Annotated in this window: 16 protein-coding genes, 1 other RNA gene and 7 pseudogenes; 10 read left to right on the top strand and 14 right to left on the bottom strand. The window is 49.9% G+C overall.

The window, feature by feature from the left end:
- Positions 1 to 3: 3 nt before the first annotated feature.
- Positions 4 to 1,218, top strand: a complete 1,215-nt coding sequence (locus tag NM96_03150; GenBank protein AVR78484.1) for a pyridoxal phosphate-dependent aminotransferase — start codon at positions 4 to 6, stop codon at positions 1,216 to 1,218.
- Between the two features lie 115 nt (positions 1,219 to 1,333).
- Positions 1,334 to 1,696: a transfer-messenger RNA gene (ssrA, locus tag NM96_03155) on the top strand.
- 130 nt (positions 1,697 to 1,826) lie between these two features.
- Here ssrA and NM96_03160 read toward each other — a convergent pair.
- The 6 genes and pseudogenes from NM96_03160 to NM96_03185 all read right to left on the bottom strand — a co-directional run bounded on the left by NM96_03160 (position 1,827) and on the right by NM96_03185 (position 6,496).
- Positions 1,827 to 2,375: pseudogene (locus tag NM96_03160) on the bottom strand (hypothetical protein).
- Positions 2,326 to 2,418, bottom strand: a pseudogene (locus NM96_03165) (IS481 family transposase). Before NM96_03165 ends, NM96_03160 begins: the two co-directional pseudogenes overlap by 50 nt.
- 4 nt (positions 2,419 to 2,422) lie before the next feature.
- A protein-coding gene (locus NM96_03170; protein AVR78485.1) for an IS630 family transposase occupies positions 2,423 to 3,270 on the bottom strand; the annotation gives its coding sequence in 2 pieces (ribosomal slippage) (positions 2,423 to 2,955 and positions 2,955 to 3,270; 849 coding nt in all).
- Positions 3,271 to 3,309: 39 nt separating this feature from the next.
- Positions 3,310 to 4,035: an IS481 family transposase gene (locus tag NM96_03175; GenBank protein AVR78486.1), complete on the bottom strand. Its 726-nt coding sequence runs from the start codon at positions 4,033 to 4,035 to the stop codon at positions 3,310 to 3,312.
- Positions 4,036 to 4,334: 299 nt separating this feature from the next.
- The gene (actP, locus tag NM96_03180; GenBank protein ID AVR80251.1) at positions 4,335 to 6,014 is read right to left on the bottom strand and encodes a cation acetate symporter; all 1,680 of its coding nucleotides are present in this window, start codon (positions 6,012 to 6,014) and stop codon (positions 4,335 to 4,337) included.
- Between the two features lie 119 nt (positions 6,015 to 6,133).
- Complete coding sequence (locus tag NM96_03185) at positions 6,134 to 6,496, bottom strand: DUF485 domain-containing protein (GenBank protein AVR78487.1); 363 nt, start codon at positions 6,494 to 6,496, stop codon at positions 6,134 to 6,136.
- 356 nt (positions 6,497 to 6,852) lie between these two features.
- On the opposite strand from NM96_03185, the gene NM96_03190 reads away from it, so the two are divergent.
- Positions 6,853 to 7,749 carry a LysR family transcriptional regulator gene (locus tag NM96_03190; GenBank protein AVR78488.1) on the top strand — a complete coding sequence of 299 codons (897 nt, stop codon included), beginning with the start codon at positions 6,853 to 6,855 and terminating at the stop codon, positions 7,747 to 7,749.
- A 39-nt stretch (positions 7,750 to 7,788) separates the two neighbouring features.
- Here the strand turns inward: NM96_03190 and NM96_03195 are convergent, their stop codons facing one another.
- The gene (locus NM96_03195) at positions 7,789 to 8,496 is read right to left on the bottom strand and encodes a 7-cyano-7-deazaguanine/7-aminomethyl-7-deazaguanine transporter (GenBank protein AVR78489.1); all 708 of its coding nucleotides are present in this window, start codon (positions 8,494 to 8,496) and stop codon (positions 7,789 to 7,791) included.
- A 48-nt stretch (positions 8,497 to 8,544) separates the two neighbouring features.
- Between NM96_03195 and NM96_03200 the strand changes: the two genes are divergently transcribed.
- A complete protein-coding gene (locus NM96_03200) occupies positions 8,545 to 9,042 on the top strand; it encodes a transporter (GenBank protein ID AVR80252.1) in 498 nt (165 codons plus the stop codon).
- A 62-nt stretch (positions 9,043 to 9,104) separates the two neighbouring features.
- Here NM96_03200 and NM96_03205 read toward each other — a convergent pair.
- A pseudogene (locus NM96_03205) lies at positions 9,105 to 9,260 on the bottom strand (IS5/IS1182 family transposase).
- Between the two features lie 142 nt (positions 9,261 to 9,402).
- Positions 9,403 to 10,250 (bottom strand): IS630 family transposase gene (locus NM96_03210; protein AVR78490.1). Its coding sequence is split into 2 segments (ribosomal slippage): positions 9,403 to 9,935 and positions 9,935 to 10,250, totalling 849 coding nucleotides; the frame shifts between segments, so codons are not numbered across the junction.
- Between the two features lie 732 nt (positions 10,251 to 10,982).
- On the opposite strand from NM96_03210, the pseudogene NM96_03215 reads away from it, so the two are divergent.
- A pseudogene (locus NM96_03215) lies at positions 10,983 to 11,183 on the top strand (hypothetical protein).
- Here NM96_03215 and NM96_03220 read toward each other — a convergent pair.
- From NM96_03220 to NM96_03230, 3 genes and pseudogenes are all read right to left on the bottom strand, one after another.
- A pseudogene (locus NM96_03220) lies at positions 11,152 to 11,640 on the bottom strand (IS5/IS1182 family transposase). The pseudogenes NM96_03215 and NM96_03220 overlap by 32 nt on opposite strands.
- Before the next feature lie 6 nt (positions 11,641 to 11,646).
- A protein-coding gene (locus tag NM96_03225) for an IS5/IS1182 family transposase (GenBank protein AVR78491.1) occupies positions 11,647 to 12,439 on the bottom strand; the annotation gives its coding sequence in 2 pieces (ribosomal slippage) (positions 11,647 to 12,175 and positions 12,174 to 12,439; 795 coding nt in all).
- A gap of 58 nt (positions 12,440 to 12,497) precedes the next feature.
- Positions 12,498 to 13,004, bottom strand: a pseudogene (locus tag NM96_03230) (IS5/IS1182 family transposase).
- Between NM96_03230 and NM96_03235 the strand changes: the two are divergent.
- Positions 12,957 to 13,073 (top strand): annotated as a pseudogene (locus NM96_03235) (NAD(P)H-flavin oxidoreductase). The pseudogenes NM96_03230 and NM96_03235 sit on opposite strands and share 48 nt — an antisense overlap.
- A 182-nt stretch (positions 13,074 to 13,255) precedes the next feature.
- The gene (locus NM96_03240) at positions 13,256 to 14,485 is read left to right on the top strand and encodes an ATPase (protein AVR78492.1); all 1,230 of its coding nucleotides are present in this window, start codon (positions 13,256 to 13,258) and stop codon (positions 14,483 to 14,485) included.
- 23 nt (positions 14,486 to 14,508) lie between these two features.
- Here the strand turns inward: NM96_03240 and NM96_03245 are convergent, their stop codons facing one another.
- Both NM96_03245 and NM96_03250 read right to left on the bottom strand, forming a co-directional pair.
- On the bottom strand, positions 14,509 to 15,921 hold the full coding sequence (locus NM96_03245) for a hypothetical protein (protein ID AVR78493.1): 1,413 nt from the start codon (positions 15,919 to 15,921) through the stop codon (positions 14,509 to 14,511).
- 97 nt (positions 15,922 to 16,018) lie between these two features.
- Positions 16,019 to 16,825, bottom strand: a complete 807-nt coding sequence (locus NM96_03250; protein AVR78494.1) for an IS481 family transposase — start codon at positions 16,823 to 16,825, stop codon at positions 16,019 to 16,021.
- A 365-nt stretch (positions 16,826 to 17,190) separates the two neighbouring features.
- Between NM96_03250 and NM96_03255 the strand changes: the two genes are divergently transcribed.
- From NM96_03255 to NM96_03265, 3 genes are all read left to right on the top strand, one after another.
- Complete coding sequence (locus tag NM96_03255) at positions 17,191 to 17,760, top strand: hypothetical protein (protein ID AVR78495.1); 570 nt, start codon at positions 17,191 to 17,193, stop codon at positions 17,758 to 17,760.
- A 65-nt stretch (positions 17,761 to 17,825) separates the two neighbouring features.
- The gene (locus tag NM96_03260) at positions 17,826 to 18,308 is read left to right on the top strand and encodes a hypothetical protein (protein AVR78496.1); all 483 of its coding nucleotides are present in this window, start codon (positions 17,826 to 17,828) and stop codon (positions 18,306 to 18,308) included.
- Positions 18,309 to 18,457: 149 nt separating this feature from the next.
- A complete protein-coding gene (locus NM96_03265; protein ID AVR80253.1) occupies positions 18,458 to 19,240 on the top strand; it encodes a hypothetical protein in 783 nt (260 codons plus the stop codon).
- The last annotated feature ends 62 nt before the right edge of the window (positions 19,241 to 19,302 follow it).

Below are 19,302 nucleotides of genomic sequence, written 5' to 3' on the forward strand. Positions count from 1 at the left end.
ATCATGGAGAAATTTCCCAAGTCGTCCAAGCTGGACCATGTTTGCTACGACATCCGCGGCCCGGTACACAAAAAGGCCCTGCAACTCGAAGAAGAAGGTCATAAAATCCTCAAGCTCAATATCGGCAACCCTGCGCCGTTCGGCTTTGAAGCGCCCGATGAAATTTTGGTGGACGTGATCCGCAACCTGCCGACCGCGCAGGGCTATTGCGATTCCAAAGGGCTGTATTCCGCCCGTAAGGCCATCGTTCATTACTATCAAACCAAAGGTCTGCGCGACATTTCGGTCAACGACGTTTATATCGGCAACGGCGTGTCCGAGCTGATTACCATGTCCATGCAGGCACTTTTGAACGACGGCGACGAAATCCTGATTCCCGCGCCCGACTATCCGCTGTGGACGGCTGCCGCCACTTTGGCGGGCGGTACGGTGCGCCATTATTTGTGTGACGAAGAAAACGACTGGTTTCCCAACCTTGCCGATATGGAAGCCAAAATCACGCCCAAAACCAAAGCCATCGTTGTCATCAATCCCAACAATCCTACCGGCGCGGTGTACAGCAAAGAAATCCTGCTCGAAATCGCCGAGTTGGCGCGCAAACACGGTCTGATTATCTTCGCCGACGAAATCTACGACAAAATCCTCTACGACGGCGCGGTTCACCACCACATCGCCGCACTCGCGCCCGACTTGCTGACCATTACCTTCAACGGACTCTCCAAAGCCTACCGCGTTGCCGGATTCCGTCAAGGCTGGATGGTGCTCAACGGTCCGAAAGAACATGCCAAAGGCTATATCGAAGGCCTCGATATGCTCGCCTCCATGCGCCTATGCGCCAACACGCCCATGCAACACGCCATCCAAACCGCTTTGGGCGGCTATCAAAGCATCAACGAATTCATCCTGCCCGGCGGCCGCCTGCTGGAGCAGCGCAATAAAGCGTGGGAACTTGTCAACCAAATTCCCGGCATATCCTGCGTCAAGCCGATGGGGGCACTTTATATGTTCCCGAAAATCGACACCGAAATGTACGGTATCCATGACGACATGAAATTCATCTACGACCTGCTCGTGCGCGAAAAAGTCTTGTTTGTCCAAGGAACAGGGTTCAACTGGATACGTCCCGACCATTTCCGCATCGTTACCCTGCCGTACACCCACCAAATCGAAGAAGCCATGAGCAAACTCGAGCGCTTCTTGCAGACTTATCGGCAATAATCGAATAAGGCGAAAGGTCGTCTGAAAGCATGATTTGCGTGTTCAGACGACCTTTGTTATGCCCGTTCTGCTTGGCAAAACAGCCTGATATGCGTATAATTAACGTTTCCCATCTGGGGGCGATCTTGGTTTCGACGGGGGTTGCAAAGCAGATGCGGGCATACCGGGATCTCAGATTTCCCGTAAAACACTGAATCTAAATAGTCGCAAACGACGAAACTTACGCACTGGCCGCTTAAGGCCTGCCGTTGCAGCAGTTGGTCAATGGGCTGTGTAGCGCAAGCTACCGCAACGTCATTTTACATTGACTGGTTTTCCGCCGGGTTACTTGGCGGGAAATAAGATTTAAGGTAACTGGTTCCTAGAAGGCCTGTCGGTCGGCATGATAGGAACGAGATTTTAAATAGACACGACTAAGTATGTAGAACGCTCTGTAGAGGACTTCCGGACGGGGGTTCGATTCCCCCCGCCTCCACCAAGATATCCGATAAGTATCCTATACTTATCTTCATTTCTGTGTTTTTTGGCACACTATTGGCACATTTCCCATCAAAAAGCTGCTCGATTTTAGACTTTTCACGCTGCTTGTCGGCCAAGTCAATCCAGCGGGAATAGTTTTCAAGTAGTATCTTCATGGTGCTGTGTCCCATCTGCCGGGCTACCCACATGGGGTTGGCTCCGGTCATGAGGTTGAGTGTGGCAAATGTATGGCGGGTGTTGTAGGGTTTCCTGTACCTTACCCCCGCTATTTTTATGGCGTGCTGCCACGGTCTCCAAGGTACTTTGTCGTTCTCAAACGGGCAGCCGGTTTTTGGATTGATGAAAACGTATCCGCTTGCTAGTCCTCCTGTTCTTTGCCATTGCCTGCGTAAGGCTTCCAGGGCGCGGCTATTGAGTTCGATGTCTCGGTAGCTGTGGGTTTTAGTACTTTTCAGCTTGCTAGCCACGGATGCTTTGTTTACGCGCACGCACTGCCTCTGGAAGTCGATGTCCTGCCAAGTGAGGGCGATGAGCTCGCTGGTACGCATACCGCTGAAAAAGGCCAGTTCGAAGTAATTGTGAAACACAGGTTTGTTTTTCAGGCAGTGTAGAAAATTGTCGCGTTGTTTACACAACAGGTTGAGAAAAATAAGCCTGCAAGACCTCAAACGGCGTATCGCCGTTCAAACTGCGGTGTGGCTTCACAGTGTTATAAAAATTATAGTCAATTAAAATCAAAATAGGATAGTAACGCATCGTCAAATCGGGCGTAATCAGACAATACGGTTCGCAGATACCGCTTAATATTCGCCCACACCTTCTCAATCGGATTGAGCTCAGGTGAATAAGGAGCAAGAGGCAATACCTTATGTCCCCATTTTTCCGCCATTTCCCGTAAGACACCCATACGGTGAAATCGTGCATTATCTAAAATAATCACCGATTTTTGAGTCAATGCAGGCAGTAGGCATTGCTGAAACCACGCTTCAAAAAAGACTCCGGTCATCGTATTTTGATAAACCATCGGAGCAATCAGCCGGTTGCCGACTTGTGCGGACACCAGAGATAAGCGTCGGTATCTTTTTCCACTTATCTGCGCTTTCACTATTTGCCCTTTCTGGCTGCGGGCATAGGGGCGGAACAGGTAGCGGTCAAATCCTGTTTCATCCAAATAAACACGTTGGTAGTCGGAAAATTCGGCCAGCTGTGTCAAATAATGCGTTACTTTGGCCGGATCTTGTTCTTTGTAAGTGGTGGTCTTTTTTTGCGCGTCATTCCCATCTGTTTGAGTGCATAGCAAACGGCGGCTGGCGTACAATCAAAATGTTTGGCGATTTCATGCAGATAGGCATCCGGATGTTGCCCAACATATTGAGCCAGTTTTTGCCTATCCAATTTGACGGCATTTAGACCGGTAACTTGATGTTTTAGGCTGCCTGTTTGTTTTTTAAGGCGAATCCACAGGTAAAGCGTGTTTCTTGACAAGTTAAACGTTGCTGCGGTTTGGTTGATGTTTTTGCATTGTTCGTAATAGTTTAAAGCTTTTTTTCTTAAGTCCGCAGAGTATGCCATGGTTAGACTTTCAAAGTTGAGTATTGTACTATTTTATTTTTAATTGACTATATCAAAGCGGCACAACTCCTTTTGCCGATGTTCCGGACTCTCAAACGACTGTTTCTCATGCCACATCTCCATCAGGGTACGGATAACCCGCTCCGCCTTACCGTTGGTCTGCGGACGGGCAACCCGGGTAAACTTTTGACCAATCCCGTTCTCGTAACAGGCTACACCGAAAGCATGGTTGGCCGAGCCTTTGTATTCCGTACCGTTGTCGGAGTAAACGCACTCAATCAGGTATGGGCAGGGATCAATCAGGTGTTCGGTCAGAAACTTGGCGGCGCTGTCTGCGGTTTTGTCCGGCAAAATGGCGGCGTATAGCTCCCTTGAGAAATCGTCGATGGCGACAAACAGGTAATCCCGCTTATCGGTGGCTTTCTGCCCTTTGAGCAGCGGCAGCCGTTTGGTATCGGGATGCACCGGCTTTCCGGGGTAGGATTTATTGTAGCGTTTGGCCTGCTTTTTGAGTTTTTCCTGAATGCTGCGTTCTACCTTGGCCAGGCGTTTCATTCCGTACTTTGCCTGTTTGAAACGGTTGTTGGTACTGGTTTGGGGTTTGAGCAGTCTGCCTCTTGCGGCTTTAAGTGCGCGGTAAATGGTGACGCGGCTGACTTGGTAGCGGCGTGCCAGGGAGGTGACGCTTTCCTTCCCCTGCGTGTAGGCCAGCCAAACGGCTTGTCGGTGGTGCGGGGTGAGGCGGGTGTTTTTGTGCATGTTCATGTTTCAGTATTCTCCTGGAAATACTGTAAACAACGCTACTGGTTTCTACACGCCTAAAAGGCGGCCCGGATGCCTTATTATGGGGTATCCGGGGAGGATTAAGGGGGTATTTGGGTAAAATCAGGAGCAATTAGGGGCGAAAACAGCCGAAAACCTGTGTTTGGGTTTTGGCTGTTGGGGGAAAAGGAATTTTGCAAAGGTCTCTATATCATTAATACAGCCAAAAACCGACATAGGTCAAACAACAAGATGAAAAACCGATACAGGCCGTCTGAAAAAACAGCCTGCAAAAACGGAAATCAATGATCGCTTGCTTCGGCTGCGCCCATACCCGTCATCGAACGGACATACTGAGCGTTAAAACCCGCCTTGTCGCAGCCGGCCTGTTCCGATTTGTCGGCCAGCGACACCAGCCAGGCCACGATAAAGGCCAGCGGGATGGTAAACAGCGCGGGATTACCGTAGGGGAAGACGGGTTTGTCGTGATGCAGCACACTCACCCACACGGTCGGGCCCAGCAAAATCAGCACCAAGGCGCCGAGCAGCCCCGCGAAACCGCCCGCAATCGCCCCGCGCGTGGTCAGTCCCTTCCAAAACATACTGAGCATCAGCACGGGGAAATTGGCCGATGCCGCCAACGCGAAAGCCAACCCGACCATAAAGGCAACATTCTGATTCTCAAAGGCTGCCCCGAACAAAATAGCCACGATGCCCAAAGTCAGCGTGGCCGCCTTGGAAACCCGCATCTCCTCGTGCTGCGTGGCCTTACCTTTGCGGATGACTGAAGCATACAGATCATGGCTTACAGCCGATGCGCCCGAAAGCGTCAGCCCCGCCACCACCGCCAAAATTGTGGCAAAGGCGACGGCCGAAATGAAGCCCAGCAGCAAATCGCCACCCGTGGCTCCCGCCAAGTGCACCGCCGCCATATTTGTGCCGCCCACCATTTCGTACACGCTTTTGCCTTCTTTGACAACCTGCGTGAAAAACTGCGGGTTATCGCGGCTCAGGAAAATAATCGCGCCAAAGCCGATGATAATCGTCAGCAGGTAGAAATAACCGATAAGCCCCGTAGCCACCACCACCGACTTGCGTGCTTCTCGCGCATCAGGCACGGTGAAAAAGCGCATCAGAATGTGCGGCAGCCCGGCCGTGCCGAACATCAGTGCGAAACCGAGCGACAGCGCGTCCACCGGGTTTTTGACCAGCCCGCCGGGTGACATGATTGCCTCGCCCTTTTCATGCGCCGATACGGCCTGGCCGAACATGGTTTCCAGATTGAACCCCGCATGTTGCAACACAAAAAACGCCATCAGCGTCGCCCCGCCCAGCAGTAACACCGCCTTAATCATCTGAACCCATGTCGTTGCCAGCATCCCGCCGAACAGCACATAGGCCACCATCAGCACGCCCACCAGTATCACGGCGGAAAGGTAGCTCATGCCGAACAAAAGCTGAATCAGCTTGCCCGCACCCACCACCTGCGCGATTAAATAAAGAATCACCACCAAAAGCGAACTTGCGGCAGAAAACACCCTCACCGGCGTTTGTTTCAGGCGGTAGGCGGCCACATCCGAAAACGTGTACCGTCCCAGATTACGCAGCCGCTCAGCCACCAAAAACAGCACAACAGGCCAGCCGACCAAAAAGCCCGTGGAATAAATCAGCCCGTCGTAGCCGCTGGTAAACACCATTGCCGAAATGCCGAGAAAAGACGCGGCGGACATATAGTCGCCCGCAATCGCCAGCCCGTTCTGCGTGCCGGAAATCCCGCCGCCGCCCGTATAGAAATCCTTGGCCGAACGGTTTTGCCGTGCCGCCCACTTGGTAATCAGCAGCGTGCTGCCGACAAAGACGAAAAACATCACGATGGCGGTCCAATTGGTCGCCTGCCGCTGCACGTCGCCCGTCAGCGCGTCCGCATACGCCGCATTCGCAAATATCGGCGAAATGAAATATAATATTGTTTTTATGTATATTTTTTTCATCGGAATTTCCTTAATGGTTGAAACTGAGCCCTTTGGGGCAGTAGAATCTGGATTTTTTGTAACAACAGGCGTTATCCCTTTCCAATCGGACAGGTACATGAAGCTGTGCCTTATGCATGTTCCTGTACGTTAGTACAGGATGCATCCCCCTGAACTTCACGTACCACCTCCCGCGTGGTTTTTTCGAAATAGCCGTTGGCCAACCACACATACGCCAGTGTAATAAGGAAGGAAAATACAATAACGGCGATGCCGGCGTAGATGCCCCAAGTGGTAACGCCTCCTTCGGAAACTTTGCGTCCCAAAAGGTCGGGGCGCGTGCCGATGATCCAGATGAAGGCCGTGTAAACGGAAAACATTACTGCCGAAAACGACCAGCCTAGCAACGACTTCTGCCGCGCCATTTTTTGGAATTTCGGATTATTCAGGATTTCAGCCGTTAATCTGGCCTCTTCCGTAGATGATTTGCCCATCGGTTTGCTCCTTATGTAGGGGTTATTTAATTGCGAAGCGGCAGCCCGCCGAGATATTAAATGTCCAAGCCGCACCCGATGCCAATCGCAAATTCTGATTAAGCCTATCCGGACTACCTATGGCTTGATTCAATTTAATGAATATAAAAGAAAAAATTTTAAAAACGATATTTTTGGCGCGGTAATTGCAAATTTGGATAAGGATTATCAAAAAGGTTGATGCCTAATAAGGCCGAAGTAATTCGGTTTCTGAGTAGTTAATTGATTTTAAATAAGAAAATTCAAACAAATGCACAGATAAACATGGGCAAAACAGACAGAACGCTGCCCTCTATCTGTAGAAAAAAGAAGAATATATGGATATCAATCAATTGCGCGCCTTTATCACTGTGGCGCATACGCAAAATCTGACACAGGCCGCCGAAAGGCTGTTTTTGTCGCAACCGGCCGTTTCCGCCCAAATCAAGGCCATAGAAAGCGACGTCGGTACGCCGCTTTTCATCCGCACCAGCAACGGTATGCAGCTTACCCGCGCAGGCGAAGTGCTGCTGCCCGAAGCCGAAGCCCTGATGCAGCACAAGCACCGTTTGGAAAAGTTTGCCGAAACGCTGTCGGAACACTTCGTCTTCCATGCGCAGCTCGGCCTGATCCACCCCATAGCATCACACAAGGTAACCGAACTGACCCGCCTGATCCAACAGCGCAGTCCCGATGTGCAACTTCACATCCAATACGGTATGAGCGGCGAAATTTTGGAACGCCTGACCGCAAAGCGGCTGCACGGCGGTTTTTTCCTCGGCAACATAGAAGGACGCAGCCTGCAATGCCGTTTCCTGCAAAACATCGCCTACGCCTTGATTTGCCCGGATGGGGAAGAAGATAAGTTGCGGCGCGGTTTGCCCAAAAGCCTGAATGACTACACTTGGATAGAGATGTCCGGCATATCCGGCAGCCACAAAAACCTACAGCAGTTCTGGCACCGCCACAAGCTGTCGCCCAAAAAGCAGATCATCTGCGATTATCCTCAAACCATTATCGACTTGGTCGCCGATGGTGCGGGACTGGCCATGGTGCCCAAACATACCGCCAAAGCCGCCCGCACACAAGGCAAACCCGTCGCCCTGATAGACGAATTCGAACAAAGCCTGCCGCTGCATTTCGTTTATCTGGACGAATATGGCACCGACCACGCCCTATTGTTGCTGCTGGATTGTGTGTTGGAAGTTTGGCAGGCCGAAATCGGCAAAGCCTGACCAACCCCTTTATCCATCCCGTCAGAAACACCCGCCCCTTCACAAATGTTCTTCTGCAAGGGCGGCGGTCTGCCTTATGTCTTCCTCCGGCAATGTGGTTAGTCTGCCGGTTAGAATTTTCAACAATACCCCATAGGCGGGCAGGAAAAACAGGGTGCAAACAGCCAGTTTGAACAGATAATCAACAAAGGCGATATGCGGCCAATTGGCAGCCATAAATTTGTCGCCGCTGCCGGCAAAGGCTATGCCGAAAAAAAGTAAAGTGTCGATTGCATTGCCGGCAAACATTGATGAAAAAGGGGCAATCCACCACGATTTCAGGCGGCGCAGCCGGTTGAACACGAAAATATCCAATATCTGTCCGACCGCATAAGCCGAAAAACTGGCGACGGCGATACGGAACACAGACGGTATGAATACGGCCAAAGAGGCAAAACCGACCCATGTGCCGTTTTGGAACAAGACGGATAATGCGTAAGACAGCGCCAGAGCGGGAAACATGACGAAAAATACTATCCTCCGCGCCAGCCGCTGCCCGAAAATCCGAACGGTCAAATCGGTAGCCAAAAAGATAAACGGAAAGGTCAGTGCGCCCCAAGTGGAATGTACTTCAAATCCGTTGGGCAGGGTTACGGTGAAGGGGAATTGCACCAAATAATTGCTTGAGGCAATAATGAGCATATGGAACAATACCAGCCAAAACAGCGCATGCCGTTGCTGGGCATAAGAGAAGCCGTTGTCTTGCATAGGAATCCTTGATTTTTGTTTAAATATTTGAAATTAGAAGGCGGTAAAATGGAAAATACTTGGTTTTATTGGGCATTGGCTTCTGCTTTCTTTGCCGCTTTGACGGCTGTTTTTGCCAAAGCCGGCTTGCAGGACATCGATTCGGATTTTGCCACCTTTATCCGCACATTGGTTATTTTGGCTGCCTTGGCGGCATTTTTGAGTTATGCGGGCAAATGGCAGGGCGTGACCGATTTTTCCGCGCGCAATTGGACGTTCCTGATATTGTCGGGTTTGGCCACAGGCGTATCTTGGCTGGCTTATTTTAAGGCCTTGCAGATGGGCGAGGCCTCAAAGGTCGCGCCTGTGGATAAATTCAGTATCGTGCTGGTGGCGTTATTCGCAGTGGTGTTGAAGGAATGGCCGTCTTCCCAGGAATGGCTGGGCATTGGGCTGATTGCCGCCGGCGTGCTGACTTTGGCCGAGACCTTTGCAAAAAAGCACTTCCCCCGACAGCTGAAACCCAAACACAGGTTTTCGGCTGTTTTCGCCCCCAATCACTCCTAATTTTACCCAATACCCCCTTAATCCTCCCCGGATACCTCATAATAAGGCATCCGGACCGCCTTTTAGGCGGCAACAGGCACACTTAGCCTGTTGGCGGCTTTCAACAGGTTCAAACACATCACCTTCAGATGGCTTTGCGCACTCACTTTAATCAGACCAAAATAGGCTGCCCGGGCATAGCGGAATTTACGGTGCAACGTACCAAAGCTTTGTTCGATTGCTGTCATTTGAAGAGAAAAAGTAGCAAGGTAAACAAAACTTGGTAGCCGGTACAGAAAAATTCCAGCCATGGTTTGCCAGGCCGGTGTACTAGGGTTCGTGTTGGAAAAATTTTTACTCAAGTTTGGGCCACATTTATAGTCAATTAAAATCAAAATAGGACAGTAGCGCATCGTCAAATCGGGCGTAATCAGACAATACGGTTCGCAGATACCGCTTAATATTCGCCCACACCTTCTCAATCGGATTGAGCTCAGGTGAATAAGGTGCAAGAGGCAATACCTTATGTCCCAATTTTTCCGCCATTTCCCGTAAGACACCCATACGGTGAAATCGTGCATTATCTAAAATAATCACCGATTTTTGAGTCAATGCGGGCAGTAGGCATTGCTGAAACCACGCTTCAAAAAAGACCCCGGTCATCGTATTTTGATAAACCATCGGAGCAATCAGCCGGTTGCCGACTTGTGCGGACACCAGAGATAAGCGTTGGTATCTTTTCCCACTTATCTGCGCTTTCACTATTTGCCCTTTCAGGCTGCGGGCATAGGGACGGAACAGGTAGCGGTCAAATCCTGTTTCATCCAAATAAACACGTTGGTAGTCGGAAAATTCGGCCAGTTGTGTCAAATAATGCGTTACTTTGGCCGGGTCTTGTTCTTTGTAAGTGGTGGTCTTTTTTTGCGCGTCATCCCCATCTGTTTGAGTGCATAGCAAACGGCGGCTGGCGTACAATCAAAATGTTTGGCGATTTCATGCAGATAGGCATCCGGGTGTTGCCCAACATATTGAGCCAGTTTTTGCCTATCCAATTTGACGGCATTTAGACCGGTAACTTGATGTTTTAGGCTGCCTGTTTGTTTTTTAAGGCGAATCCACAGGTAAAGCGTGTTTCTTGACAAGTTAAACGTTGCTGCGGTTTGGCTGATGTTTTTGCATTGTTCGTAATAGTTTAAAGCTTTGTTTCTTAAGTCCGCAGAGTATGCCATGGTTAGACCTTCAAAGTTGAGTATTGTACTATTTTATTTTTAATTGACTATATTTTTTTCACGAAGTGTTCTACTACGGTCTGCATAAAAATAAAAAGATGAAGGACTGGTCTGCAAAGAATTATTTATCATTGGAGGAAGAGACTCTGAAAAATATGAGCGATATATGAAGATTTCGGAAAAATTTTTCTTGGGAGGTAAAACTTTTATTGTTTTGCCTCCCGAATTTTTTGAAATTATAGATTTGGGAAAAGTGAAGCTATGATATGTCCTAGAGATTGCTTTTTTTGTTTAAAGCGCATACTTATATTTATATATACTATATAAGTACCTATTATAAGAATATATATATCATAAGTATATATATATCATAAGTATATATACATCGATAATTTTGGAAATTTTGGCTGACTTTCCCCATAGGGTTTGACACGATGGTCATCGGATTGTCGAGACGGAATTCGGTAAGACGCCCGTCGGCATACTCCGAGTTCGGTCGTCAACCGAACGAGGGCGAAGCTGATTTTATGTTATCGGGTTCGGCTCGACAGCCTTCGGGTTGGTAGGTGGGTTGATGACAAAAAGGGAAATAGTCGAGTATGCCAATATGGAGATGTATGCAAACTGGCGGATGGAGCGTTAGTTATGTCTGCCGAAGCAATAAATTCATCCTACGCTGTACCAATGACCAATGGGGTTAACCAAACCAACCCAAGAGCAGATTCGCGAGATGAGACCTTTGCAAAATTCCTTTTCCCCCGACAACCGAAACCCCAAACACAGGTTTTCGGCTGTTTTCGGCTGTTTTCGGCTGTTTCCGCCCCCAATCACTCCTTAATTCTACCCAAATACCCCCTTAATCCTCCCCGGATACCCGATAATCAGGCATCCGGGCCACCTTTTAGGCGGCAACAGGCACACTTAGCCTGTTAGCCGCTTTCAACAGGTTTAAACACATCGCCTTCAGATGGCTTTGCGCACTCACTTTGAGCAGACCAAAATAGGCTGCCCGGGCGTAGCGGAATTTACGGTGCAGCGTACCGAAGCTTTGTTCGACCACATAACGGGTCTTCGACAAATATCGGTTGCGTTTGGTTTGCGCTTCCGTCAGCGGACGGTTGCGGCAGGCTTTGCGCATAATGCCGTCTAACAACTGATGCTCTTTCAGATGTTGCCGGTTTTCCTTACTGTCGTAGCCTTTGTCGGCATAGACAGTCGTGCCGTCGGCAATACCTTCCAGTAAAGGCGACAGGTGGTTGCACTCATGGGTATTGGCGGGGGTGATGTGCAGTTTCTCGATATAGCCTTCCTCATCGGTACGGGTATGTTGTTTGTAACCGAGTTTGTAGAGGCCGTTTTTCTTTGTCCAGCGGGCATCTTTGTCCTTAGAGCGTGTTCATAGTCTTCGTAGCAGGACTCCCAAGAAAGCCAAAGCTACCATTTGCAGACTGGTACTCAACTTACGCTCGCAGTTTTTCCAAAGCCGCCTGTTCTTTTCCAACCAGGAAAAGCTGCGCTCTACTACCCATCGCTTCGGCAATACTGCAAAACGGTGCAATTCGTTTCGTTTGGCAATCTCTACCTCTGCACCAATCAACTCCTGTACCGACGAAGCAAATGCCTTACCCGTGTAACCACCGTCAGCAAGGATTTTTTGTATCGCACCAAGATTATCCCGCCCACGTTCCAATGCCACCAGGCAGCCTTTTCTATCCGTAACATCCGCCGTCGTTACCGCAAGGGCATGCGGCAAACCTTGCGTGTCAACCGCTATATGTCGCTTGATACCGCTAACCTTCTTGCCCGCATCGTAGCCTTTTTCTATGGCGGTATCCGTGTTCTTCACACTCTGCGCATCAATAATCAGGAAAGTAGTTGCTTCATGGCGCCCCTGCTTGCGGCGCTCCGCAACTACCTGATTTTTTTAATGCTTCCTCAAGGATGCTGATGCCACTCTCGCGTGGTTCGGTCCATCTCTGGAAGTAGGAATGCACGGTGCGCCATTTGGGGAAGTCGCCCGGTAAAGCGCGCCAGGAGCAGCCAGTGCGTTGCAGGTAGAGAATGGCACAAAAGACATCGTACAAGTCCACCTGGCGTGGCGCTGTGCGTTTACGGGCACTTTCCAGCAGGGGAAGGAGAGGCGCAAATTGCTCGCGACTGATATCGCTTGGGTAGGTTTTTCTGTTCATGCCGATAGTTTACAGCAGAGGCTGAGACAATGAACACGTTCTTACTCGGTGTGGTTTATCCGCTGACTTGTCCTTCCTCATCGACTTCTATGGCCTGACGCTGTTTGCTGCCGGCGGTCTGAATAATGGTGGCATCAATGACGGCGGCGGATGCCTTCTCTAATTTTAGGTTTTTTTCGGCCAGTTGTCGGTTAATCAGTTCCAGCAATTCGGACAGGGTGTCGTCTTGCGCCAGCCAGTTGCGGTAGCGGCATAAGGTGCTGTAATCGGGGATGCTCAGTTCGTCAAAACGGCAAAACAGGTTGAAGTCGATGCGGGTGATGAGGCTGTGTTCGAGTTCGGGATCGGAGAGGCTGTGCCATTGTCCGAGCAGGATGGCTTTGAACATGGACAACAGGGGATAGGCGGGACAGCCGCGGTGGTCTCTAAGGTAACGGGTTCTTTGACGGTTCAGGTATTGTTCGATCGGTTGCCAATCAATCACCTGATCCAACTTCAATAGTGGGAAGCGGTCGATGTGTTTGGCGATCATGGCTTGTGCGGTTTGCTGGAAGAAGGTGCTCATGGAAAATCTCCTAAATGTCTTGGTGGGAATTTAGGGGATTTTGGGGAATTTTGCAAAGGTCTCTACCTGCCTAACAGCCAGAATGAGCGGCGCATCACGCCCGAGGACTATGTACGCCAGTATAACAAGGAGTGTATATAGCGGCTGTTTCGCGGTGTGGCCTACGGCATCATTACCATACAAAATAATATGTATTGCGCAAAAATACAGTTTAAATTAAGATTCTGTCTTAAGTTAAACTGGATTTTGTTATGTATTACCCACGTCACCTGCAATCCGTCCTGCAAAAGCTGTCCGCCCAATTTCCCGCCGTATTGCTGACCGGTGCGCGGCAGGTCGGTAAATCTACGCTGCTTCAGCACATTGCGCCCGAATACGGATACCTTACCTTAGACGATCCCTTGCTGCTCGACCAAGCCAAAAACGAGCCGCAACTGTTTTTATTGAACCACACGCCGCCGCTGATTGTGGACGAAGTCCAATATGCCCCCGAGCTGTTCCCCCTGCTGAAAATGGATATAGACCGGCGCAAGCAGAACGGCCTGTACCTGCTGTCCGGTTCTCAGGCTTTTGAGTTGATGCAAAATGTCAGCGAAAGCCTGGCCGGGCGCATTGCGGTATTGAAATTAAACGGATTGTCGTGGCGCGAAATGCGCGGCGATGATTTTCAGACGGCCTTTGTGCCAGACGAAGGCTATTTGGCTGACCGGAAACCGGTATTCAGTTTGCCCGAACACGAAAATATCTGGCAGATTATCCACCGCGGCGATATGCCGCGCTTATACGAGCAACCCGCAACCGACTGGCAGGTTTACTATGCCTCGTATGTCGCCACCTATATCGAACGCGACGTGCGCCAATTGGTCAATGTAGGCAGCAGCGGCGATTTCACTCGGTTCATGATTGCTATTGCCGCCCGCAGCGGGGAATTATTGAATTACAGCAGCGTGGCCCAGGAAATCGGCGTATCGGTGGATACCGTCAAGCGTTGGCTCACCGTACTGCAAACATCGGGCATCGTCTATCTGCTGCAACCCTATGGCAACAACCACCTCAAACGCGCCATCAAAACCCCGAAAGTCTATATGCTGAACACCGGCCTGATGGCCTACCTGACCAAATGGCTGACGCCGGAAACCATTCAAAACGGAGCCAAGAGCGGGCAGTTTTTTGAAACTTTTGTCGTGGGTGAAATCATCAAATCCTTCCACAACAAAGGCCAGGAACCACCGATTTATTTTTACCGCGACACCAATCAAAAAGAAATCGACCTACTGATCGAACATCGGCAGATGCTGTATCCCGTTGAAATCAAGGCTACCGCCAATCCCAATAAAAAAATGGCCGCCGCTTTCAACTTGCTGCGCAACACGCTGCCGGCAAACGAATTGGGCATCGCCCACGGCACGATCATCAACCAGTACCCGCAAAAAATCTGGTTGGCAGAGAATTTGGTTGCCGTGCCTGCGGCCTATGTTTGAGGCTACCTGAAACTATTTTCGAGCTAACGCTTTATCTTTCTTTTCACGACACGCTCGGCGGAAGCTTCCTCATTTTCTGTTGTTGAGCCGATGAAATAATCTTGGTCGTAGCGGTAAAACAGTTCATCCAGAATCCGTATCGGGTTGGTCATACGGTCATCTCGCAGGTGTAACAGATCCCGTTCGCGCAGGACGTACAGCTCATGCCCTTTGGCCATGCGGAAATATTGCCATAAACTCATTACCTGCAAAGGCGGCAGACCATCATCTTCGGTATCACTGACATACAGCCCGTATAGCTGCAACATGGTGGTCAAGGCCATCATCGCTTTATTATTGTCCGAACCGGAATATTGTCTCCATTGTGCTAGCTTAGCTTTGGCAATTCGCGGAATGACGCGCACATACTCGATGTTTTTTTCGGGGTGTGAGGTGGTTTTGGGTGCCAGTGCTTCAGGCAAACCGGATCCGGGCAATACTGTCTGCCAAGCTTCACCCCAAACCGGTTTTTGTTTCGCCTGCGCGTATTCTTCCAGCCGGATATAGATGTCTATAGCCATGCGGACGGCTTCTTCAAATGAATAATCCCAAGTCCGTTCATCAGTTTGCATGGCTATGCCCGCAGCGGGATCGTATTGCTGTAGTCGTTCGGTTGCTTCCAGTTGGCAGGCACTTGCCCACATGTTTACCACGCGGTACAAAGTTAGGGGTAGCCGTAAGGCCAAATCTTCCCATTCTTCAATTTCTTCTGTTGGATTTTCAGGTAGCCCGACCGGATAAAACACGGCGGGGAAAAAACGTCCTCCGTATGCAGGCTGGCTGAAAACAACTTGCGGCCTGTTGTCCAAACGTACTTCGATCTTACCCAGCTGTGATTCGGGTGCTGCCAGGATGTTGAAAGCGTCTGCTATTTCCTGTCCATCAAGATCGTAGAATACAAAGCCGGCATGCTGCAAAAATAACACGATCGCAAAATTGATAAACACACTGGAACTGACATTGTAGCCGCTCATGCGCCGCCAGCAGGTTAGTGCCGCCCCCATTTCCTGCTTCAAGTTTTCATTGGAAAAACGGCAGGTAAAACGGAAATTGTTCCAGCCGTTGATGACGGGTGCTTCTATAAAATTGAATGTATTGTCATAAAATTGGTACTGCTCAGCCGTTTTGGCGATGGCAGCTTCCACGGCCCAAGTGATACAGTCGTTCATGGTAATGGCCAAGCCATCTGGATTGTATACCCCAAGCAGATCGGCTGCCTTCTGCAGGCAGACCCTCAGGATCTCGTTTAACAGGATCTGCTCACTCCACTCTTCCGTCATGGTGGCAGCCGCCTTCTCGGCCTTCGCTGCCTTGCGCATTTTTCGGGCAGACCAAGCTGCCAAATGCGCTGAGTCAAATACAACTAATTCTTTCTCTGATTCTTTTTGTTCAATCATTTTCCAAGAGTCATCTACGGATAACAGAACTGATTCTACTGTAAGTATCTGTACTAAACAAAATCATCTAGTAGGATGTAGAAAATCGTCGCGTTGTTTACACAACAGGTTGAGAAAAATAAGCCTGCAAGACCTCAAACGGCGTATCGCCGTTCAAACTGCGGTGTGGCTTCACAGTGTTATAAAAATTAACAAAGCGGCACAACTCCTTTTGCCGATGTTCCGGACTCTCAAACGACTGTTTCTCATGCCACATCTCCATCAGGGTACGGATAACCCGCTCCGCCTTACCGTTGGTCTGCGGACGGGCAACCCGGGTAAACTTTTGACCAATCCCGTTCTCGTAACAGGCTACACCGAAAGCATGGTTGGCCGAGCCTTTGTATTCCGTACCGTTGTCGGAGTAAACGCACTCAATCAGGTATGGGCAGGGATCAATCAGGTGTTCGGTCAGAAACTTGGCGGCGCTGTCTGCGGTTTTGTCCGGCAAAATGGCGGCGTATAGCTCCCTTGAGAAATCGTCTATGGCGACAAACAGGTAATCCCGCTTATCGGTGGCTTTCTGTCCTTTGAGCAGCGGCAGCCGTTTGGTGTCGAGATGCACCAGCTCTCCGGGGTAGGATTTATTGTAGCGTTTGGCCTGCTTTTTGAGTTTTTCCTGAATGCTGCGTTCTACCTTGGCCAGGTGTTTCATTCCGTACTTTGCCTGTTTGAAACGGTTGTTGGTACTGGTTTGCGGTTTGAGCAGCTTGGCCCTTGCGGCTTTAAGGGCGCGGTAAATGGTGACGCGGCTGACTTGGTAGCGGCGTGCCGGGGAGGTGACGCTTTCCTTCCCCTGCGTGTAGGCCAGCCAAATGGCTTGTCGGTGGTGCGGGGTGAGGCGGGTGTTTTTGTGCATGTTCATGTTTCAGTATTCTCCTGGAAATACTGTAAACAACGCTACTGGTTTCTACAAGTAGGATTTGTAGAACCCTGTTAATAACATTCATAAATTAAACTTTTAGATATTAATTGACAAATTAAAGCGGTTTTGATATTTTCTCTACAAGTAATTCCTGGATGACTTATTTACAGATTATTTAAGGAGCCACCATGGCCTTCTCTAACGATATCCGGGTTCCTGATGTGCAGCGATGAAGAGTTTGAGTGTGTGTACGTATAGGGTAAAAAGGCTTGGTTTTAAGTCCTCATCTTGATATTCAGGCTACCTGAAAATTATGAGGTAGCCTGAGAACCCCTCTCCCACCTATGTTAATTAGAAAGAAAATCATGAAACGTAACCCCTTATTAGCTGTGAGCGTATGCAGTTTATTGCTGGTTGCCTGTACCGCTGCAGATATAGATAACTTTTTCATAGGTTTGGGTGGGGCACTAAGTGCCAACGGCGGCAGCACGGCCTCACAATGTGCCAAATCCGATTTAAATATAAAGCTTGGCCGGCCAAGTTGGCGGTATGTAGGTCGTTTTGTAGGTGGTCAGGCGGGGGTAGATAAAAGTTATGATGCCAACTCTATACGTATTATTGATAATAATCCTAATATCATAGCGGTTAGAATGAAAAATCAATATGTAGTACCGGTAAACGGAGGCCTAGGAGTTAAGATAGATAGGCAGGAATCCATTCACGTGTATTATTGCAAGGAAAGAAGTTATGAAGCAGTGCGCATGAAGAACTTTTATAGAAATAGATTGGTAAGTACACGTAATGCAGGTACTAAAAGCGATGAGACAGACTTACGCAGCCCTTATTGGGGATACTCAAACAACCCCAGTTGCGGGGCCCGGATGAGATATGGTGCGATTACTGAAAAAATGCTTCATATACTCTGTGACAGTTGAGTTTACTTTTATTCTTCAGGTAGCGGCTAATTTCTACATACTCCCTCATTCACAAGGAACCCATTATGCAAAAAATTCTTCTTTCTACATTACTGCTCACCACCGCCTTGGCTGCCCAAGCTACGCCACAAACCTGCGCCGTTCCGCTGCAATCAATGACTATCGAAGGATTGAAGCTCGACGAACCGGTTAGCTCCTTCCAACGCCGTTTCCCGCAAGCCCGCCGACATGCCAGCAATTCGCAATCCGGGCAGTTTGACACCGAACCCGGACAGCTCCGCCTCTCGCCCGATGTGCAATCTGTGGCATATATCAACTATGCACGCGGTCAAATCAGTGCCTTCTCGCTCGTTTATGACGATCTCGAAACATCCGTTGCCGGTCTTGCCCGTGCATGGACGGGGCGTTATGGTTTACCCAAAACAGGTTGGCAAAGAGGTCGGCAGCAATATGTTTACCGCTGTCGCGATTACCAACTGACGATTAAACAGGATTTCGGCATGGGGCGTGGTACAATGGGCGCGACATTAACGCTACAACGCCGTTAAGCTTTATCGTCAGCTACACAGAATTCCGCTTCCTATATAATAGAAGCGGATTTTTTCAGGCAGCCTGAAAACGGTTACCCAAGAAATACCCCATGCCCGCCAACCCCATCCCATCCGAACATCCCCACGACTACACCCTCTCCCCCTGCATGCTCACCGACTGGACCTTCACGCGCTACCACACGCCCGGCAAATCCGAGTATGCCGTGGTGTACGGCACAGTCGCCCAAGATGGTTCGGGACGCTTTGCCGCAGGCGGCCGAATCCGCACCTCGCCCGTTACCCTATGGGCTGCACCGCTGGCACATACGCACAACTCGGTGTACTGCCTGCTGGAAGGTGCAGGCTGCTTTTGCGACCTGCCTGCAACCTTGCAGCCTGCCATAGACAGTTTGGGTATTGACCCTGCAGAAGCGGCCGTTATCCTGCAAAACACCTTCATACAGCCTGCACATGCCTTGCCTGAAACCGCCTGTTTCGGCGTTCCGGTGATGCGGCCGGTAGGGCAGAGAGATTTTCCGGTCATCATGGAACATCACATCGCTGCATTACCGTTCTACCCGTTTTGGCGGGACAGCAGCATCGGTTCCGCCCAAAGCCTGATAGACGGACAAGCCGCCATTTTCTTGCACGATTGGAACGCATTCTGCCGCCTGTTTGTCCGTACCGGTAAACACCGCGGCCAAACCGGCCATACCAGTAAACAAGCTGCAAACGGCCAATATAGCTATTTTGGCCTGCCGATTGTGCATACACTAGGACAAGACAATGCCCCTGCCGTATCGGAAGCCGACATCGCCAAACTGCCGTTTTACGCCTATTGGCACACTGCCTGCGTTTCCGATATACATCCGTTAGCAGACGGCTCACATGCCGTGAACCTTGCCGATTGGGAAGCCTTCTGCCGACGGTTGGTATTGACCGGCAGATAGATGGGCAAAAAAGTGCAGGCTGCTTTTTATCGCCCCAACCCCGTTTCAGACGGCCTCTAAAG

Source organism: Neisseria mucosa, from assembly GCA_003028315.1.
In the GTDB taxonomy this organism is placed as follows: Bacteria; Pseudomonadota; Gammaproteobacteria; order Burkholderiales; family Neisseriaceae; genus Neisseria; species Neisseria mucosa.